The 18660-nt window shown below is 72.2% G+C and carries 16 protein-coding genes and 1 pseudogene; 9 read left to right on the top strand and 8 right to left on the bottom strand.

Annotated elements, in window-relative coordinates; translation table 11 throughout:
- Positions 1 to 99: 99 nt before the first annotated feature.
- The 4 genes from ACFV4N_RS25585 to shbA form a co-directional block, all read right to left on the bottom strand.
- Positions 100 to 906 (bottom strand): M23 family metallopeptidase, encoded by an 807-nt coding sequence (locus ACFV4N_RS25585; RefSeq protein WP_499675131.1) that lies wholly within the window; start codon positions 904 to 906, stop codon positions 100 to 102.
- A 756-nt stretch (positions 907 to 1662) separates the two neighbouring features.
- Positions 1663 to 3747 (bottom strand): transglycosylase domain-containing protein, encoded by a 2085-nt coding sequence (locus tag ACFV4N_RS25580; RefSeq protein WP_499675130.1) that lies wholly within the window; start codon positions 3745 to 3747, stop codon positions 1663 to 1665.
- A 331-nt stretch (positions 3748 to 4078) separates the two neighbouring features.
- Positions 4079 to 5119, bottom strand: a complete 1041-nt coding sequence (locus tag ACFV4N_RS25575; RefSeq protein WP_499675129.1) for a carbohydrate kinase family protein — start codon at positions 5117 to 5119, stop codon at positions 4079 to 4081.
- Between the two features lie 21 nt (positions 5120 to 5140).
- Entirely contained in the window at positions 5141 to 5827 is a 687-nt protein-coding gene (gene shbA, locus ACFV4N_RS25570) for an RNA polymerase sigma factor ShbA (RefSeq protein WP_499675128.1), read from the bottom strand.
- Positions 5828 to 6150: 323 nt separating this feature from the next.
- On the opposite strand from shbA, the gene ACFV4N_RS25565 reads away from it, so the two are divergent.
- The 4 genes and pseudogenes from ACFV4N_RS25565 (at position 6151) to ACFV4N_RS25550 (ending at position 8483) form a co-directional block, all read left to right on the top strand.
- Positions 6151 to 6975, top strand: coding sequence for an alpha/beta fold hydrolase (locus ACFV4N_RS25565; protein ID WP_499675127.1), 825 nt, complete (start codon positions 6151 to 6153; stop codon positions 6973 to 6975).
- Between the two features lie 49 nt (positions 6976 to 7024).
- Positions 7025 to 7201: pseudogene (locus ACFV4N_RS25560) on the top strand (response regulator transcription factor); the annotation flags it as partial.
- Positions 7202 to 7205: 4 nt separating this feature from the next.
- Complete coding sequence (locus ACFV4N_RS25555) at positions 7206 to 7766, top strand: nucleotidyltransferase family protein (RefSeq protein ID WP_499675126.1); 561 nt, start codon at positions 7206 to 7208, stop codon at positions 7764 to 7766.
- A gap of 84 nt (positions 7767 to 7850) precedes the next feature.
- Complete coding sequence (locus tag ACFV4N_RS25550) at positions 7851 to 8483, top strand: hypothetical protein (protein WP_499675125.1); 633 nt, start codon at positions 7851 to 7853, stop codon at positions 8481 to 8483.
- Here the strand turns inward: ACFV4N_RS25550 and ACFV4N_RS25545 are convergent.
- Together ACFV4N_RS25545 and ACFV4N_RS25540 are read right to left on the bottom strand one after the other, a co-directional pair.
- Positions 8477 to 9028 carry a DivIVA domain-containing protein gene (locus ACFV4N_RS25545; RefSeq protein WP_499675124.1) on the bottom strand — a complete coding sequence of 184 codons (552 nt, stop codon included), beginning with the start codon at positions 9026 to 9028 and terminating at the stop codon, positions 8477 to 8479. The two genes, ACFV4N_RS25550 and ACFV4N_RS25545, sit on opposite strands and share 7 nt — an antisense overlap.
- Positions 9029 to 9056: 28 nt before the next feature.
- Complete coding sequence (locus tag ACFV4N_RS25540; RefSeq protein WP_499675123.1) at positions 9057 to 9908, bottom strand: lysozyme; 852 nt, start codon at positions 9906 to 9908, stop codon at positions 9057 to 9059.
- A 282-nt stretch (positions 9909 to 10190) separates the two neighbouring features.
- Here ACFV4N_RS25540 and ACFV4N_RS25535 point away from each other — a divergent pair, with 282 nt between their 5' ends.
- Both ACFV4N_RS25535 and ACFV4N_RS25530 read left to right on the top strand, forming a co-directional pair.
- Positions 10191 to 10565: a hypothetical protein gene (locus ACFV4N_RS25535; RefSeq protein ID WP_499675122.1), complete on the top strand. Its 375-nt coding sequence runs from the start codon at positions 10191 to 10193 to the stop codon at positions 10563 to 10565.
- Positions 10566 to 10673: 108 nt separating this feature from the next.
- A complete protein-coding gene (locus ACFV4N_RS25530) occupies positions 10674 to 12806 on the top strand; it encodes a transglycosylase domain-containing protein (RefSeq protein WP_499675121.1) in 2133 nt (710 codons plus the stop codon).
- A gap of 532 nt (positions 12807 to 13338) precedes the next feature.
- On the opposite strand, the gene ACFV4N_RS25525 is transcribed toward ACFV4N_RS25530, so the two are convergent.
- Positions 13339 to 14094 (bottom strand): DeoR/GlpR family DNA-binding transcription regulator, encoded by a 756-nt coding sequence (locus ACFV4N_RS25525; protein WP_499675120.1) that lies wholly within the window; start codon positions 14092 to 14094, stop codon positions 13339 to 13341.
- A gap of 112 nt (positions 14095 to 14206) precedes the next feature.
- On the opposite strand from ACFV4N_RS25525, the gene ACFV4N_RS25520 reads away from it, so the two are divergent.
- Together ACFV4N_RS25520 and ACFV4N_RS25515 are read left to right on the top strand one after the other, a co-directional pair.
- On the top strand, positions 14207 to 14947 hold the full coding sequence (locus ACFV4N_RS25520) for an SIS domain-containing protein (protein ID WP_499675119.1): 741 nt from the start codon (positions 14207 to 14209) through the stop codon (positions 14945 to 14947).
- Positions 14948 to 15009: 62 nt separating this feature from the next.
- On the top strand, positions 15010 to 16584 hold the full coding sequence (locus ACFV4N_RS25515; RefSeq protein WP_499675118.1) for a penicillin-binding transpeptidase domain-containing protein: 1575 nt from the start codon (positions 15010 to 15012) through the stop codon (positions 16582 to 16584).
- On the opposite strand, the gene ACFV4N_RS25510 is transcribed toward ACFV4N_RS25515, so the two are convergent.
- Complete coding sequence (locus ACFV4N_RS25510) at positions 16581 to 18446, bottom strand: ABC transporter ATP-binding protein (protein ID WP_499675117.1); 1866 nt, start codon at positions 18444 to 18446, stop codon at positions 16581 to 16583. The two genes, ACFV4N_RS25515 and ACFV4N_RS25510, sit on opposite strands and share 4 nt — an antisense overlap.
- Positions 18447 to 18472: 26 nt before the next feature.
- Between ACFV4N_RS25510 and ACFV4N_RS25505 the strand changes: the two genes are divergently transcribed.
- Complete coding sequence (locus tag ACFV4N_RS25505) at positions 18473 to 18634, top strand: hypothetical protein (RefSeq protein WP_499675116.1); 162 nt, start codon at positions 18473 to 18475, stop codon at positions 18632 to 18634.
- The last annotated feature ends 26 nt before the right edge of the window (positions 18635 to 18660 follow it).

Genomic DNA, 18660 nt, shown 5'->3' with positions numbered 1-18660 from the left:
TCCGCCCTGCCCTGCACAGCCGTCCGCCCTGCCCTGCACAGCCGTCCGCCCTGCCACTCGCTCGTCCGAGCGGGAGTGGCAGGGCGGATCGGGCCGGGGTCAGAGGTTGATGCCGCGCTCGCCCAGCCAGCCGATCGGGTCGATCTTCTGCGAGCCGCCGATCCAGACCTCGAAGTGCAGGTGAGGACCGGTGGACTGGCCGCGGTTGCCCATGGTGGCGATCTGCTGGCCCGCCTGGACCTGCTGGCCCTGGGACACGAGGATCTCGTTGACGTGCCCGTAGACGGTGATCGTGCCGTCGCCGTGCTGGACGCGGACCCACAGGCCGAAGCCCGAGGCCGGGCCGGCTTCGACGATCACGCCGTCCATGGCGGACAGGATCGGGGTGCCGATGGCGTTGGCGATGTCGACGCCGTAGTGCGTCGTGCCCCACCGCGCGCCGTAGCCCGAGGTGAAGGTGCCCTCGGCCGGCTTGACCGCCTTCGGGCGCTGTGCCGCCGCCTTCACCGCCGCTTCCTCGGCCGCGACGCGCGCCTGCTCGGCCTGCTGGGCCTTCTGGGCCTCCTCGGCTGCGATGCGCGCCTGCTCGGCCGCCTGCTCGGCCTCCTGCTGGCGCTTCAGCTCGGCCTGGCGCGCGTTGTAGCCGTCCGAGGCGTGCTTGATGGCCTGGTTGACGTGCTGACGGGCGAGGAGCCCCTCCGACCGCATGAGCTTCGCGGCCTCCAGGCCGGGCTCGACGGCGTGCACGGTGCGGACCGCGGCACCACGCGGGGCCGTGGTCGTGTTGGCCGCGAGGGCCGCCGCGAAGTCGGCGCCCGCGGCGACGGGGAGGATGCCGCTGTCACCGGAGCCGAGGCCGCCGCTGGCCGCGCCGACGCTCGTGACGAGCGTGCCCGCCGCGACCACGATGGCCGCGACCCGACCGCTGACGGGAGCTTTCTCGCACTCAGCGCGGTGACAACCACGCGTGCCGGTGGCCCTCGGGGACGCGCTGAACGCGCGGCGACCACTGGCGATCGAATGCCGTGCCAAGGTTGTGCCTTCCTGCATCGGGGAGCCCGGTCGGGACACCTGGCGGGGGATCCAGGCGGTGCCGCTTTCGGGGAGCGACGCCGTGTCCATCTGGTGACCGAACCGTGATGTGCGGCCGGAAAAGTAACCCGTGGTAGCCAGGAAGGGCAAGCCTTCGGGTGAGTGCTGCGGGTTTTTGGTCAGTTAACACACTGATTATCACTCACCGTGTTCAGATACCCGAAAGTTCCGCATCTGGTCGTTACAAACCTGCTGGTCCACGCCCTGCGGCGGGGTGCGGAGCGAGTGACGGACCAGGCCCGCCGGCGGCCCCGTCGAGGCCCTCTAGAGGCGACCGACCTGCCGAGACGGCGTGACGAGCGCCACATCGAATCCCTGTTTCGATCAAGCAAAAACGGCCGAACCTGGCCGACCTGACCGCCGCCAGGGGCGGATCACAGGTCGGCCGGGTTCGGCCGTTGGCTCAGCGGGGCCGCCGGGGGCTCCCGGTCCGGCTCGCGGTCCCCGGCCCGGGTTCATCGAGCCCGAGCGGAGCCGGGGCGGGTCGCCGCCGACGGGGGTGGCGGCCGCGGAGGTGGCGGATGCCGCGGGCGTCGCGGTGGGTCCCCGACGAACGCCCTGGTCAGAGCCCTACCGGTAGCGCGGTTCCACCGGCGGCAGGGGCTGCGGGGGCTTGTTCTGGTGGATGACGTTCATCGCGTTGAACCACGTGGGCGCGGCCACCTGGCCACCGTAGACACCGCCGGAGTTGACCCGGCCGCACAGGTAGGGCGGGTTGCCGGCGCAGATCGCCTGCGGGGTCGAGCCGTCGGCGTAGGTCATCACCGCGCCCGCGTACTGCGGGGTCGCCCCCATGAACGCGACCGACATGTGGTGCTCGGTGGTGCCCGTCTTGCCGATCATCGGCCGGGTCCAGCCGGCGTTGCCCGCCGCCTGGGCCGCCGTGCCGCCGCCCTTGGTGTCCGCGGACATGCCGTTGGCCAGGGCGTTCGCCACGCCGGGCTCGACCGCCTGCTCGCAGGGCACCTCCTTGAGCTGCACCGGCTGGCCGTTGCGGTCGACGATCTTCTCCACCGGGGTCGGCGGGCACCACTTGCCGGCGCTCATGATGGTGGCCGCGACGTTGGCCAGCTCCAGGACGCTGGTCGGGCCGGCGCCGAGGGTGAACGAGCCGCTGTTGTCCCGCTTGTAGACGTCGCCCTGCGACGGGCCGTTGGAGCCGTCGGCCTTGAGCGGGATGCCCTCCTGGTTCACGCCCTGCATGGACTCGCGCAGCCCCAGCCGGTACGCCATGTCCACGACGTTGTTCAGGCCCGCCTTCTCCTCCAGGATGATGAACGCGGTGTTCGGCGACTTCGCGAGCGCGTCGGTCAAGGTCATCTTGCCGCCGTAGTCGCCGTCGTTCTTGACCGTGTACCCCTTGTTGCCGTCCTTGTAGATCGACGAGGTGTAGGTCTTGGGGACGTCGATCTGCTGGTCGATGCGGGCGACGCCCTTCTCCAGCGCGGCCGCGGCGGTGAACACCTTGTAGATGGAGCCCGCGCCGAACTTGGTCACCTCGGCGGGGATCGAGTAGGCGCTCTGCCCGGCCTCGGCGTTGTTGCCGAAGTCGCGGTTGGCGGCCAGCGCGCGCACCCGGTGCTTGTCCGCGCCCGGCTCGACGACGGCCATCGCGTTGGCGATGCCCGGCTGGGTCTTCGGGACCTGGTTCATCGCGGACTGCTTGGCGGCCCTGGTGGCCTCCGGGTCCATGGTGGTGGTGATCGTGTAGCCGCCGCGGAGGACGTCGTCCAGCGGCAGGCCGGCCTCCTCCAGGTAGTCGATCAGGTAGCGGCAGAAGAAGCCGTAGATCGGGCCGTCGCCGGCGCCGACGCACCCGTTGGGCAGCAGCTTCAGGTCGGGCACCACGCCGATGTCGGCGGCCTTGTACTCGTTGGCCTTCTCCTCGGCGACCTTCGGGTCCGAGCCGAACGCGCCGTTCTCGCGCATCTTGTCGATCACGGTGTTGCGGCGCTTGATCGCGGCGTCCACGTCGGCGCCCGGGTTCAGCCGGCTCGGCTCGTTGACCAGGCCGGCGAGCATCGCGGCCTGCGGCACGGTCAGCTCGGCGGGCGTGGTGTCGAAGTAGGCGCGGGCCGCCGCGCCGACGCCGTAGGTCTGGTTGCCGAAGGGGACGACGTTCAGGTACGCGGTGAGGATCTCGTCCTTGGTCATCTTCTGCTCGAGCTGGGTGGCGATGCGGGCCTCGCTGATCTTGCGGCCCAAGGTCACCTCGGTGGCCTTCTCGTACGCCTCCTCCGAGCCCTTGCCGACGACGAACGCCAGGTAGTTCTTCACGTACTGCTGGGTGAGCGTCGAGGCGCCCTGCGAGGCCCCGCCGTCGACGCCCGCCTTGGCGGCGGCGCGGGCGATGCCCTGCCAGTCGACGCCCTTGTGCTCGAAGAACCGCTTGTCCTCGATCGCGATGATCGCGGCCTTCATCGTGTCGGAGATCTGGTCGGACGGCACCGGGATCCGGTACTGGTCGTACAGGTACGCGATGGGCTGGCCGTGCATGTCCAGCACGGTCGAGACCAGCGGCAGCTCCGCCTTGGTCAGCTCACCGGAGGTCTGGTCCACGGTGTCCGCGGCGCGGTTGGAGGCCAGACCGAGACCACCGACCACGGGGAAGAGCACCGCCGCGACGAGCACGCCCGCCATGAGGCACAACCCCACCAACTTGACCAGACCTGTCGCGCGCGCGGCGAACACTGAACCTGCAACCCCTTCCGAAGCCCCGCGGGAAACCCCCACCGAGTAAGTCGCACGACGACCGCCGCAGGTTGCTCACCGGCGAGCAGGAAGTTCGAAAGCGATCTCGACGACAGCTGTCGAACTTACTCCTGCCCCCTGTAGCTCCTGGTGAAACCCCGTTGGGCCGGAAGGCCGAGGCCGCCAGGCGCAACGGGGTGATCAACCTCACCCGCCCGGAAGCGGGAGTGGCCGTCGGGCACGGGTCTCATCATCGAACAGGTGTTCGAGCCACGGCAAGATCACGATCGGGTGATCAGCGGGTGTTCAGCCGGATCGTGGCGCTCGCCCGCCGCATCTCCGTGCGCGCCTGCCTCGGCAGCACGTCCTCCAGGAACCCGTACTGCCCCAGGTCGTCGTCCAGGCGCCGGGACACGGTCCGCCACCAGGTCGCGATGTCCACCCACCCCGGCGCCGACAGCGACCCGCCGAAGTGCTGCACCGACAGCGCCGCGCACAGGTTCGCGAACCGCACCCGGTGCGCCAGCGGCCACCCGGACAGCGTCCCCGCCACGAACCCGGCGCCGAACACGTCGCCCGCCCCGGTGGAGTCGAGCGCGGCCACGTTCAGGCCGGGCACCTCCACGACCTCGCCGGTGGCCGAGTCGACCGCGACCGCTCCCCCGCCGCCCCTGGTCACCACCACCACGGGCACGTGCTCGGCCAGCGCGACCGCGGCGTCCCGCGCCGTGTCGCACCGCGTGTAGTGCCGGGCCTCGACCTCGTTGGGCAGGAACACGTCGTAGCCGTCCAGCCGCCGCAGCAGGTCGGGCGCCCACGCCTCGGTCCGGTCCCACCCGATGTCGGCGAACAGCAGCGCGCCCCGCTCCTTGGCCAGCGACACCCACCGCTCGTCCTCCGGCCCGATGTGCACGAAGCACGCCCTGGTGCACGGCGGCGGGTCGAGCAGCTCGTCACCGGACACGGGCGCGCGGTGGCCGTGGGTCACCATGGATCGGTCGTGGTCCATGGCCATGGACACGGTGACCGGGGAGTGCCAGCCGTAGAACCGGCGGCAGTAGGACAGGTCGACGCCCTCCTGGTCGGCCAGCACCTCCCAGCAGAAGTCGCCGTAGGCGTCCTCGCCGAACGCGGCCGACAGCGCCGTGCGCAGCCCGAGCCTGCTCAGGGCCACGGCGAGGTTCGCGATGCCACCCGGGCACGAGCCCAGGCCCTCGGCCCACACCTCGGTGCCCGGCGCGGGCGGCCGGGGCAGGCCGGTGAAGATGATGTCCAGGAACACAGTCCCGGACAGCAGCACGTCGAACTGGGGTGCGGTGGGCGACGGCGGTGCCATCCCCCCACGATGCCAGGCCGATCAACCGTCGACAGCGGCGGCGAACATCTCGCGCATCCGGGCGAGCGCCCGGTGCTGGGCGACGCGGACCGCGCCCGGCGTGGAGCCGACGGCCGCCGCGGTCTCCTCGGCCGACAGGCCCACCGCGACGCGCAGCACCAGGATCTCCCGCTGCCGGTCGGGCAGCCTGCGCAGCAGCTCGGTGACGTGGCCGATCATCTCGCCGTTCATGGCCCGCTGCTCGGGCCCGTCCTCCAGGGCGGGCGTGTCGGGCAGCTCGGGCACGACCTCGGACCGGCTGCGCACGGCGCGTCTTCGGGCGTCGGCGACCTTGTGCGCGGCGATGCCGTAGACGAACGCCAGGAACGACCCGGGCTCGTACTGGTACTTGCCCAGCGCCGAGACGACCGCCAGGCACACCTCCTGGGCGATGTCGTCGGCCGAGACGAGGGTGCGCTCGCGCGTGCCCACGCGCGCCCGGCAGTACCGCAGCACCAGCGGCTGGATGCGCTTGAGCAGCTGCTCGACCGCGCGCTGGTCGCCCAGCAGGGCGGCGTCCACCAGGTCGGACAGCTCGGCCTCGGCGAGCCACCGCGCGGTGCCCCGGTCCGGGGCGCCGCCCGCCACCAGCCGGACCCCGGGTCGGCCGGGCGCCGCCGCGCCGGTCCCGAACTCGACGTCAGCTCGCACGGATGCGTGATGCACCATCCGGCGACCTCCTCACGCTGCTCTGCCTCCCGGCCCACCCGGCTCACTGATGAGGAGCGCGCAGCACGGCTCCTGATACGGGATCCGCAAAAGCTGACCACGATCCGGGACCACCCGGAGGGAAGAGCACCCGTCCGAGGCAGGATATGAGCCGAACGGACCAGCGCCAGCCGCGTTGGTTCATCGTGAGCAACCGCCGCGCGGCCGGGTGCCGCAGCCCGGGCGCCGGTTCGGCTCACACCCCGGGCAGGCGTCGCCGTCGGTGCCCCGGGCCAGAATGTCCGCGCAGCGGGTGACCGGGTGAGGGATGGGGTCTGGTTCCAGTGATCGAGCAGATCGGTGTGCCGACGGACGAGGGTGTCTTCGACGCGATCGCGGCGGGCCCGGAGGACGGCCGCCCCGTGTTGTTCCTGCACGGCTTCCCGGAGGCGGCCGTCGCGTGGGAGCACCAGGTCGCGGTGCTCGGCCGCGCGGGCTTCCGGGCGGTGGCGTTCGACCAGCGCGGCTACTCGCCCGGCGTGCGGCCCGAGCGCGCCGCCGACTACGGGGTCGACGCGCTGGTCGGGGACGTGCTGGCGGTGGCGGGCTCGTTCGGCTGGTCGGCGTTCGACCTGGTCGGACACGACTGGGGCGGCTCGGTCGCGTGGTGGACCGCGGCCGAGCACCCCGAGCGGGTGCGCAAGCTCGCCGTGGTGTCCACGCCGCACCCCGGCGCGTTCGCCGAGGCGCTGCGCACCGACGAGGACCAGAACCTGCGCTCCGGGTACATGACCGAGTGGCGCAACAGCGGCACGGAGAAGCGGATGCTGGCCGACGACGGCGCGGCGCTGCGGCGGTTCTTCGAGTGGCGGGTGCCGCCGAGCCGGGTGGACGAGTACGTGCGGCGGCTGTCCGAGCCGGGCGCGCTGACCGCGGCGCTGAACTGGTACCGCGCGGGCCGGCCCGGCGGGAAGGCCGGGAAGGTGTCGACGCCGACGATGTACGTGTGGAGCACCGAGGACGTGGCGTTCGGCTCGACCGCGGCGCTGGCCACCGGCGACTGGGTCACCGGCCCGTACCGGTTCGAGATGCTGGAGGACGTGTCGCACTGGGTGCCGGAGGAGGCGCCGGAGGTGCTCACGTCGCTCCTCCTGGAGCACCTGCGCTGACGGTTGAACCGCTGCCGGTCCCCCGCACGTGTTCCCGCGTATGACGGAGTTGACCTACTCGGAGCGCAGGGTCGCCACCCTCGCCGCGTTGGGCCACAGCAACCGGGCGATCGCGACGCGGCTGCACATCACCGTGAGCACGGTCGAACAGCACCTGACCAGGGTCTACCGCAAGCTGTCGGTGGCCGGCCGGGCCGAGTTGAAGGGGCACCGCGCCCTAGTCTGACCCCGTGCGGGTCGCGGGGTTGGTGCTCGCCGCGGGCGCCGGGCGCAGGTTCGGCGGGCCGAAGGCGCTGGTGTCGCGCGGCGGCGTGCGCTGGGTCGAGCACGCCGCGTCGGTGCTGGCCGACGCCGGGTGCTCGCCCGTCGTCGTGGTGCTCGGGGCGGCCGCGGCGACCGTGCGCGCCGAGGTGCCGCTGGTGGGCCGCGTCGTGGTGGACAACCCCGACTGGGCGACCGGCATGGGCTCCTCGCTGCGCGTCGGCCTGGCCGCGCTGGCCGGCGCGGACGCGGTGGTGGTGCTGCCGGTGGACACGCCGGGCGTCACCGCGGCGGCCGTCGGGCGGTTCGTGGCGCTCGCGTCACCCGCGGCGCTGGCGCGCGCCTCCTACGCGGGCGTGCCGGGGCACCCCGTGCTGATCGGCGCGGACCACTGGCCGGGCGTGTCGGCGGCGGCGACCGGTGACGCGGGCGCGCGCGACTACCTGCGGGCGCGCGGCGCGGTGGCGGTGCCGTGCGAGGACGTCGCCGACGGCGCGGACGTGGACCGGCCCGAGGACCTCCGAGCCTGAGGACCCCTGAAGCCGAGGAACCGTGAACCCGGGGACCTCGTGGAAACGGGTCCGCGCGGGCGGGCGGTGTGCCAGGGTCGGGTCATGGCGTTGCTCAGGGGTGGGGCGCTCGCGGGCGCGGTGGTGCTGATGGGTGTGGTGGCGACGGGCTGCGCGGGTCGCGTGGAGGGGGCCGGGGCGTCGTTGCCGCCCGTGCCGCTCACCACGGCCCCTTTCACCACGACGTCGACGTCCCCGGCGCCGACCTCCGTGCCGCCGAGCGGTCCCTGTCGGACCCGGTTCGAGGTGGCCGAGGTCGCCCCGGAGACGACGGCCCCGCCGGCGACGGGCACGAGGCGGATCCCGGCCGACGTGCCGCCCAACCACGTGGACAACAACCGGTGGAAGTACCGCGCGCCCCTGCCCCCGGGACCCCACGCGGCGGCGGTGGCCGTGGCGGAGGAGCTGCGTCCGGTGCTGGAGCGGCTGTGCGGCAGCGGCGACTTCGCGCGGGAGAGCACGCTCCGCGCGTTGACCGGCACGGGCCGCGCCGTGGACGAGGTGTACGCGCTGCCGATGGACCCGCCCCTCACCGAACCCACCCCGCCCGGCGTCGTCTACGGCATCCACCTGGGCGACCGGGCGTGCGTGATCGGGGACCTGCGGCCCGGCGAGGTGCTGATCAGGGTCGACGGCACGACCGGCGAAGGCTCGTGCCACGAGCCGCCGTCTCACTGACCGCGTGGTTCGGCCTCCGGCTGCACGACCGGCAGCGGACCGGAGGTGATCCGCGGTCCGGGCAGGTCCGTGGGCCACCCGTCCGGCGCGCCCGCGGCCCTCGCCACGGCCGCCGCGACGATCTCGCGGGCGCGTTGCTCGGCCTCGGCGAGGCGGCGCTGCGTCTCCTGCTCGGTCTCGTCGAGCAGCACCGCCTGCCTGCGCGCCACCTCCTCGGCCTGCCGGAGCATCTGCTCGCTGCGCTCCCGCGCGTCGCTCTCGAAGGCGTCCGCCTTCTGCCGGGCCACGTGCATCAGGTAGCGGATGCAACCGGAGACGGCGTTGTCCTTGGAGTAGCCCGCGTGCAGCACCCGGTACTCGGCGAGTTCGCTGCGCGCCTCCTCCAGCTCGTGGGTCAGGTCGTCGGCGGTGGCGAGGGCGGCGTCCCGGTCCACCCGGAGCACCTCGACCTCCTGCCGCAGCCTGGCCAGCTCGGCGCGCACCTCCTGCCGGTCGTAGCCGCGCCAGCGGATGTGGAACGCGCCGCGGAACTCGTCGTTGTGCATGGCTGCCGCCCTTCTCAGACGGACCGGGTCAGCCCCTGGCGAGCGCCACGAGGTCGTCCATGGTGCCGTTGAACGCGTTCTGGTCGATCGGCGTGGAGCTGTACTGCCAGATCGAGTGCGACTCCCAGCAGTGCGGCAGCGGCCCGATCTCGTCCGCGTACCGGGCGACCCACACGGGGTTGGTGGCGGTGAAGTCGCCCGTGCGGCCGGTGCACCGGTCCCACCACAGCGTGGAGGTGTAGATCATCGGCCAGCGGCCGGTGCGGCCCTGGTAGGTCTCGCTGAACTGCCGGATCCACGTGACCATCCCGTCCGCGGAGAGGCCGTAGCAGGTGTCCTCGCCGTACGGGTTGTACTCGATGTCCAAGGTGCCTGGCAGGGTGCGGCCGTCGGCGGACCAGCCGCCGCCGTGGTCGACGAAGTAGTTGGCCTGCGCGACGCCGTCGGACCGGTCCGGCAGCGCGAAGTGGTAGGCCCCGCGGATCATGCCGACGTCGTAGGAGCCGTTGTACTGCTGCCCGTAGTAGGGGTTGGTGTAGCCGGTGCCCTCGGTGGCCTTGACGTAGGTGAACCTCATGCCCTGCGCCCACCAGTGCGGCCAGTCCACGTCGCCCTGGTGGCTGCTCACGTCCATGCCGGGGACGGTGGGCCCGGTGACGCCCAGCTGCGCGGCGTCCACGGGTCGTCCCGGCTCGTGCAGGGCGATCTGCGACCCGGCGGCGTGGTCTCCCCCGTCGGTGGCCCGGGTGCTCGCGGCGGTGGCGTCCGCCGGGGCCGCGGTGACCCGGGCGTGCGGGGCCACCAGGCATCCCAGCACGAGCGCGGCCGCGGTGACGCGGGCCGTCCACGTCCGGGGCCGTGTCTGCGTCGGCGCGGCCATTGAACATTCCTCCCCGTGGGAAGCACGACTCCGTGCGCCCCCGACGCGGCTCCCCGGCGTCGGAGGACATCTGCGGGCATCGGCTACCACCGGTCAAGGTCTTTGCAACATGAAAAAAGAGGTACCACTCTTTCGAATGACAGGAGCGCACTTTCCTGGCACCGGGTGCGATCGTCAGCGTCGGAGAGTCGCGCATTTTTCCACCCGATGGAGAAGCAAGGGCATGAAGTGACACCTACGAGGGCACTCACTGCGCGGGTGACGCGCGGAAGGTGAGGAACCATGAGCACGACCAAGGTCGACTGGGAGCCGTTCATCGAGTCGCTGCACGAGGCGGCGGGCCTGTGGGACCGCGCCCTGGCCTGCCGGGCCAGGAAGGCCGAGCTCCACGCGGTCGGGGACGAGCCTCCCCGGGTCGTGCCGATCACCCGCGACGAGGCCGAGCGGCTGATGCGCGCGGTGGCGTTCCTCGCGCGGCGGTTGAGCACGGCCGCGGAGTGCGTGGTCTACGAAACCGCGGACACCCGTCTGGAACCGACCTCGGGCGACCCGGCCGCGCAGGCTGACGCGTTGTCGCTCACCGCGCTGCACGCCGCCGCGATGAAGCACGCCGCGGACCTGGCGAGCGCCGCGGCCACGCGGTGCGACGCAGCGTAAATGCATTCCACCGATGAGTGAACACCGATCGGTCAAACAACGGAACGCGATGGTGTGAACCTGCGGCCGGGGAGTTTTCCAAGCCCCGCCGCGGCCCACCTCCACCGTATGCGTAGGGCTGATTGCGTCGCGAAACTGGCCGGCCTGTGCCTGATAGCCGGTCTGCTGCTCGCCGGGCTCGCGCTGCCGGTCGTCGGCGCGGCGGGCCTGGTGTCCAACCGCATGGGCGACCAGGTGGCGCTGACCTCCGTCCGGCTCATCGACACGCCGCCGCCGCTGATGACGACCATCACCGACAAGGACGGCCTGCCGTTCGCCTACCTGTACGACCAGTACCGGGTGCTCACGCCGCCGGACCAGGTCGCGCAGGTCATGAAGGACGCGCTGATCGCCACCGAGGACCGGCGCTTCTACGAGCACAACGGGGTCGACTGGCTGGCCACCCTCCGGGCCGCGATGCGCAACCAGTCCGAGGGCTCCGTGTCCCAGGGCGCGTCCACGATCACGCAGCAGTACGTGAAGAACCACCTCGTGCACGTGCTGGAGCGCGACGACAAGGGCGGGCAGGTGAAGGCGCAGGAGCAGACCATCGCCCGCAAGCTGCGCGAGGCGCGGATCGCGATGCACGTCGAGTCGCAGCTGACCAAGGACGAGATCCTCACCCGCTACCTGGACGTCGTGCCGTTCGGCGGCACCATCTTCGGCATCGCCGCCGCGTCGCAGGCGTACTTCAACACCACGCCGGACGCGCTGACCGTGCCGCAGGCCGCGATGCTCGCCGGGATGGTCAACAGCCCCACGTTCCTCGACCCCGAGGCCCGGCCGGACAAGGCGACCGAGCGGCGCAACATGGTGATCGACCTGATGGCCACCAACAACAAGCTGTCCCCCGAGCAGGCCGAGGCGGCGAAGCGGGAGCCGCTGGGCCTGGCCACGCCGGTGCGGCCGCTGCCGACCGGGTGCGTCGGCGCGGGCCCGGAGACCGGGTTCTTCTGCTCCTACGTGGTCAACTACCTGACCGCCAACGGGTTCGACCTGAACGAGCTGAAGAGCGGCGGCTACCGGATCGAGACGACCCTCGACCGGACGATCACGCAGCACGCCAAGCGGGCCGCCGAGGCGCAGGTGCCGAAGACGACGCCGGGCATCGCCAACACGGCGGCGGTGGTGAAGCCGGGTCGCGAGCGGCACGAGGTGGTGGCGCTCGTCGCCAGCCGCGACTACGGGTTGAAGAAGGAGGAGTTCCAGACCCAGTTCGACCTGCCGTCGGCGGTGGAGAACAAGTTCGGCGCCGGGTCGGTCTACAAGGTGTTCACCGCGGCGGCCGCGCTGGAGAAGGGCATCGGCATCGAGACGATGATCGCGTCGCCCAACTCGTACGTGTCACGCGTGTTCCGCGGCGGCGCCCCGTCGTGCCCGTCGACCGGTGAGCAGGCGACGTACTGGTACTGCCTGTCCAACCACGACGACTCCTACCCGCCGCAGATGACGTTGAAGCAGGCGCTGGCGACGTCGCCGAACACGGCGTTCGTGATCCTGGAGGAGAAGGTCGGGCTGGACGCGGTGGTCGACATGGCGTCCCGGCTGGGGATGCGCGAGACGATGGGGACCAACATCGCGGGCGTCGCCCCGGACCCGTCGGCGGACCGCAAGGACCTCCAGGTGTCGCAGGCGGACTTCTACAAGTCGGCGGGCAACGCGTCGTTCACGCTGGGACCCGCGCCGACGAGCACGCTGGAGCTGGCGAACGTGGCGGCGACCATCGCGTCGGCGGGCACGTGGTGCCGGCCCACGCCGATCCGCAAGATCTTCGACCGCAACGGCCAGGAGGTCGAGGTCGTGGAGCCGCCGTGCGAGCAGGTGGTCGAGGAAGGGCTGGCGAACGCGCTGGCGGTCGGGTTGAGCGAGGACGACCAGGACCGCGGGACCGCCGCGGCGGCGGCCAAGCAGTACAACTGGAAGCGGCCCGCGCTGGGCAAGACGGGGACGACGGAGGAGTACAAGTCGGCGGCGTTCATCGGGGCGACGCCCGACTACGCGGGCGCGGTGCAGGTCTTCAACGACGGCACCACGCCGAGCGGCATCTGCGTCAACGCCGGGCCGCCGCGGTTGTGCGGGGAGGGCGACATCTACGGAGGGACCCTGCCCGCGCGGACGTGGTTCGAGCTCATGACGAAGGCGCACGAGGGCCTGCCGGAGAAGCCCTTGCCGCCCGTGGAGCCGCGGTATCGGCTACCTTGATCCCGGCTCTCGGCCTCGGCTCGCCGGTAGCTCACACCATCGGGTGATCATCGCCGGGAAATGTACGGAAACAGCGTTCCCGTTCATCGGTTGAGCATGAGGAACCGCGCGAGCGACCACCCACCAACCCGACCACCACCGACTCGGCCCGACCACCGGCTCACCGCGGACCGCACACCACCAGCCAAGCCAGCCACCCCCGCCGACCCAGCCGCCAGCCATCACCCACCGGCTACCGGCCCAACCACCGGCTCACCGCGGACCGCCCACGCCTCGGTGCCCCTGCCGCCGATGCCCCGACAGCCAGCCCACCACCCCGCGAGTGACGGGGTCTGGGGACGTCGAGCCTGGAACAACCCTGTCCGGCGAGCGCCGACCCAGGGGACATCGGGCGGACCTGGCGGGCGTGGTTGAGCGGATCTGGTGGGCGTGGTCGAAGCGTGCCCGGCTGCTCGGATGAGGCAGACCTCGGCGGCACAGGCGAGCACCGAACGGCTCGGCGCACGCGAGCACCGAACGGCTCCACCCCGCGTCAGACGACGCGCACTTCCACCCCGGCGGCTCGCAGGCGGCCCAGTTCGTCCTCCGGCGCACCCGCGTCGGTGACCAGCACGTCGATCGACTCCACCGGGCACACCCGGCCGAACGCGGTGCGCCCGAACTTCGAGCTGTCGACCGCCGCGACCACCCGCGCCGACGCCTCGATCGCCGCCTGCTTCACCGCGACCTCGACCAGGTCGTGGGCCGATACGCCGTTGCGGGTGTTCAGGCCGCAGCTGCTCAGCACGATCGTGTCGAAGCGCATCACCCGGAAGGCGTGCTCGGTCAGCGGGCCGACGAACGCGAGTTCGCCCGGTCGCACGTCGCCGCCCGGCAGGACGAGCCGCACGTGGGCGGCGCGGCGCAGGACGTCGGCCGCGTGCAGGGACAGCGGCAGCACGGTCAGCCGGCGGTCCACGAGTTCGCGCGCCACCTCGACCACCGTGCTGCCGCTGTCGAGCACGGCGGTCTCACCGTCGTCGAGGAGGTTCGCGACGGCGGCGGCGATGCGGCGCTTGGCGTCCAGCCGCTGGCGCGAGCGCGCCGCGTAGGGAATCTCCTCCCCTGTCAGCATGCCGACCGCCGCGCCGCGCACGCGACGCACCAGCCCGTCGCGTTCGAGCACGTCCAGGTCGCGCCGCACGGTCATCTCGGACGCCCCGACCAGCTCCGCCAGCGCCCCGACGGCCACCCGTTCGCCCCCGCGCAGGCGCTCCAGGATCGCCTCGTGCCTCCAGATGACATCCATTTCGTTCGATTGAACACCGGGGTTGTTCGGTGGTCAATCACCTTGGCGGGTGGTGGGACGATCCGGTAGGACTGGCGGGCAACATTTGGTGTAGACCACTGGAGGCGACCGCATGGCGACCGAGACCGTGACCGGATCCGACTACGGGGACGTCGTGCGCAACCACCTGACCAGGGTGGAGCAGCAGAACGCGAGCGCGCTGGACGACGTGGCCGAACTCGTGCTGGCCGGCGTCCGCGCGGACGGCCTGGTGCTCGCGGCGGGCGCGGGCCACTCGCTGGCCGCGGTCGCCGAGACCTTCTACCGGGCGGGCGGCCTGGCGTGCGTGCGCCCGATCTACCACCCCGAGCTGCTGCCGATGCACGGCGCGGTGAGCAGCACGGCCGCCGAGCGGCGGTCCGGGTTGGCCGCCGAGGTGCTGCGGGAGTCGGGGCTCGCCCCTCACGACGTGTTGTTCGTCTTCTCCACCTCCGGGGTGAACCCTTACCCGGTCGAGTTGGCGATGCACGCCGCGGACGCCGGGTGCCCGGTCGTGGCGGTGACGTCGGTGGCCGCGAGCGCCGCGGCTCCGCGCCGGGCGGGCACGACGTTGGCGGAGAACGCGACCGTGGTGCTGGACAACCTCGTCCCGCCGGGTGACGCGACCTACCCGGCCGACAACCCGGTCATCGCCGCGGTGTCCACGCTGGCCACGACCTTCCTGTGGAACCTGCTGATGGTGCGCCTGTTCGACAAGGCGGCCGAAGCGGGCGTGTCCCTGCCGCTGTGGCGCAGCGCGAACGTCGAGGGCGGCGACCAGGCCAACGCCGACCTGTTGCGGAAGTACCAGACGCGGGTGCCCCAGCTCGGCTAGTCCGTTGTCCACGAATCCTTCACACGTTCGCGTTAACCTCCGACTCGTAAGGGGGGTTCGACGTGGACAAGAGCACGAAGCGCTGGATTCTGGCAGGTGGGAGCGCCGCCGCGATCGCGGTGATCGTGGCGGGCGTGGTGGTGCTGTGGTCGGACACGGAGGCGGCGCCCGTCGGGGTCGAGCCGGAGCGACGGGTTCCGCCGAGTGCGGTGGCGCAGCAGTTCGTGACCGCGATCGCGGCCGGTCAGGCGGGGCAGGCGGCCTCGGTGACCGACGCGGTCGAGGTCGCGGGCGCGGCGATCGCCAGGACGCAGCAGGGCATGCCGGGTGCGACCTACCGCGCCCGGCTCGGTCCCGCGCCGGCCGTCGCCGACGGTGTGACGACGGCGACGATCGACGCGGACGTCACGTGGACGCTGCCCGGTGGCGCGCCGTTCGCGTACCCGGTGAAGGTGGAGATGCGCCTGGTAAACGACCAGTGGCGCGTGCACTGGTCCCCCTCGCTGCTCCACCCGCAGCTCACCGAGGGTCAGGGCCTGGCCTACTCGGCCACCTCCGGTGACGGGGCGCTGCTCGACCGCACCGGCGCGCCCGTGGCGGCGGACTTCGCGCCGCTGGTGATGGGCACCGTGCGGCAGACCGTGGGCCCGCTCACCGGCACGCCCGGCTGGCGGGTCGCCGCGGTCGACGCGGCGGGCACGCCGGTGTCGGTGCTCCAGGAGCAGCAAGCGCAGGTCAGCGAGTCGATGACGGTCACCCTGGACCCGGGGGTCCAGGCCGCCGCGCAGGCCGCGGTCGACCAGGTCGGGCAGGCGGCGGCGGTGGTGGCGCTCCAGAAGAACGGCGAGATCCTCGCGGTGGCGCAGAACGCCCCGGCCGACGGGATCGGGCGGATCGCGCTGGAGAACTGGTTCGAGCCCGGTTCGACGTTCAAGGTGGTGACCGCGGCGGCGGCGCTGGCCGGCGGTTCCGTGCGGGTGGACACGCCGGTGGCGTGCCCAGGGAAGGCCACCATCGGCACGCGGCAGATCACCAACGACGACTCGTTCGACCTCGGCACCGTGCCGCTGCACCGGGCGTTCGCGGCGTCGTGCAACACGAGCTTCAGCCGGCTGGCGGCCGATCTGCCGGCGAACGCGCTGCCCGACGCCGCCGCGCGCTTCGGGCTCATGTCGGACTTCACCGTCGCGGGCATCACGACGAACACGGGCAAGGTCGTGCCCGCCGAGTCGGTGCCGGAGCGCGTCGAGGCCGGCATCGGGCAGGGTGACGTGCTGGCCACGCCGTTCGGCATGGCGCTGGTGGCGGCGACCGTGGCGAACGGCCGCACGCCGGTGCCCCAGCTGATCCGCGAGATCCCGACCGAGGGGCAGGCGCCCGCCGCGTTGCCGGGCGGGATCACCTCGGCGTTGCGCTCGATGATGGGCGAGGTCGTGACCAGCGGCACGGCGCGGGAGCTGGCGGCGTTCGGCGACGTGCGCGGCAAGACCGGCACGGCGCAGTTCGGCGACGGCGCGCAGGCTCACGGGTGGTTCGTCGGTTACCGGGGTGACCTGGCGTTCGCCGTGCTGGTGGTGGGTGGCGGGTCGTCGAAGGTGGCGGTGTCGACGACCGCGTCGTTCCTGAGCGGGCTCTAGGCCGGGGTGGGCGCTTCGTCGAACTGCGTGCGGTACAGGTCGGCGTAGCGCCCCTCGGCGTTGAGGAGTTCGGCGTGGGTGCCGCGTTCGACGATGCGCCCGTCCTCGACGACCAGGATCTGGTCAGCCGCGCGGATCGTGGACAGGCGGTGGGCGATGACGAGCGCGGTGCGGCCGGTGAGCGCCTCGGTGAGCGCGACCTGCACGGCGGCTTCGGATTCGGAGTCCAGGTGGGCGGTGGCTTCGTCCAGGATCACGATCCGCGGTTGGGCGAGCAGCAGTCGGGCGATGGTGAGGCGTTGGCGCTCGCCGCCGGACAGGCGGTAGCCGCGTTCTCCCACGATCGTGTCGAGTCCGTCGGGCAGGGATTCGACGAGGTGGTCGAGGCGGGCGCGGCGCAGGGCGTCCAGGAGCTCCTCCTCGGTCGCCTCGGGGCGCGGGTAGGAGAGGTTGGCGCGGATGGTGTCGTGGAAGAGGTGGCCGTCCTGGGTGACGACGCCGACGGTTCGGCGGATCGATTCGGAGGACAGGTCGCGGACGTCCACGCCCGCCAGGCGGACGGCGCCGGAGTCGACGTCGTAGAGCCGGGGCAGGAGCGAGGCGATGGTCGACTTGCCCGCGCCGGACGACCCGACCAGGGCGACGAGCTGACCCGGCTCGGCGGTGAAGCTGATGCCGTGCAAGACTTCCTCGCCGCCACGGGCGTCCAATGTGGACACGTTTTCCAGTGAGGCGAGGGAGACCTTGTCGGCCGAGGGGTAGGCGAAGCGCACGTCCTCGAACTCGACGCGCACGGGCCCCTCCGGCACCGGGCGGGCGTCGTCCTTGTCGGTGATCATCGGCCGCAGGTCGAGCACCTCGAAGACCCGCTCGAAGGAGACCAGGGCGGTCATCACGTCGACCCGGGCGTTGGCCAGGGCGGTCAGCGGCGTGTAGAGGCGGGTCAGGAGCAGGGCCAGCGACACCACGGTGCCGGCGGCGAGGTGGCCGGTCAGGGCGAGGTAGCCGCCGAGGCCGTAGACGAGGGCCTGGGCGAGCGCGGACACCAGGGTCAGGCCGGTCATGAACCAGCGGGTGGCCATGGCGGTGCGGACGCCGATGTCGCGGACGCGGGCGGCCCGGTCGGCGAAGTCGGCGGCCTCGGCGCGGGGGTGGCCGAAGAGCTTGACGAGCGTCGCGCCGGGGGCGGAGAACCGCTCGGTCATCTGGGTGGTCATGCCCGCGTTGAGGGTCGCGGCCTCGCGCTGGAGGTCCGCCATCCGAGTGCCCATGCGGCGCGCCGGCAGCACGAACACGGGCAGCAGGAGCAGCGCCAACGCCGTGACTTGCCACGAAAGGGTGAACATCACGCCGAGTGAGAGGCCCAGCTGGATGACGTTGGTGACCACGCCCGACAGGGTCGAGGTGAACGCCCGCTGAGCGCCGATCACGTCGTTGTTCAGTCGGCTGACCAGCGCGCCGGTGCGGGTGCGGGTGAAGAACGCGATCGGCATGCGCTGGACGTGCTCGAACACCGCGCGACGCAGGTCGTAGATCAACCCCTCCCCGATGCGCGCCGACTGCCACCGCTCGACCAGCCCGAGGCCCGCGTCCACGATCGCGATGCCGGCGATCACCACCGCCAGCCACACCACGACCGACGCGTCGCGGTCGTCGACGATCGCGTCGACCACCTGGCCGGCGAGCACGGGCGTGCTCACCGCCAGGACCGCCGACACGACCGTGAGCAGCAGGAACACGACCAGTTTCGCCCGGTGCGGGCGGGCGAAACCCAGCACCCGGCGGAACGTGCCGGGTCGCACCCCGGTCGGCGCGTCCGCCGTTCGCATCGCGCTGCGCATCAAGGCCCAGGAACCGTCCACGACAGACAGGAACGCGGGTGGGGTCCGTGAGCTTCCCGGATCTTGTCGTGGGTGCGGGTGGCGTGTTCGGCAGTGAGGCTGGCGGTTGGCTGGCTGGCTGGCTGGCGGTTGACTGGCTGGCGGTTGGCTGGCTGGCTGACGGCTGGCTGGCTGACGGCTGGCTGGCCGCCTGGCGGTTGGGCGACTGACGGCTGGTTGATTAGGTAGGTTGGCG

The organism is Actinosynnema sp. NPDC059797, assembly GCF_042732085.1.
In the GTDB taxonomy this organism is placed as follows: domain Bacteria; phylum Actinomycetota; class Actinomycetes; order Mycobacteriales; family Pseudonocardiaceae; genus Actinosynnema.
This window is presented reverse-complemented; position numbering and strand designations above follow the sequence as displayed.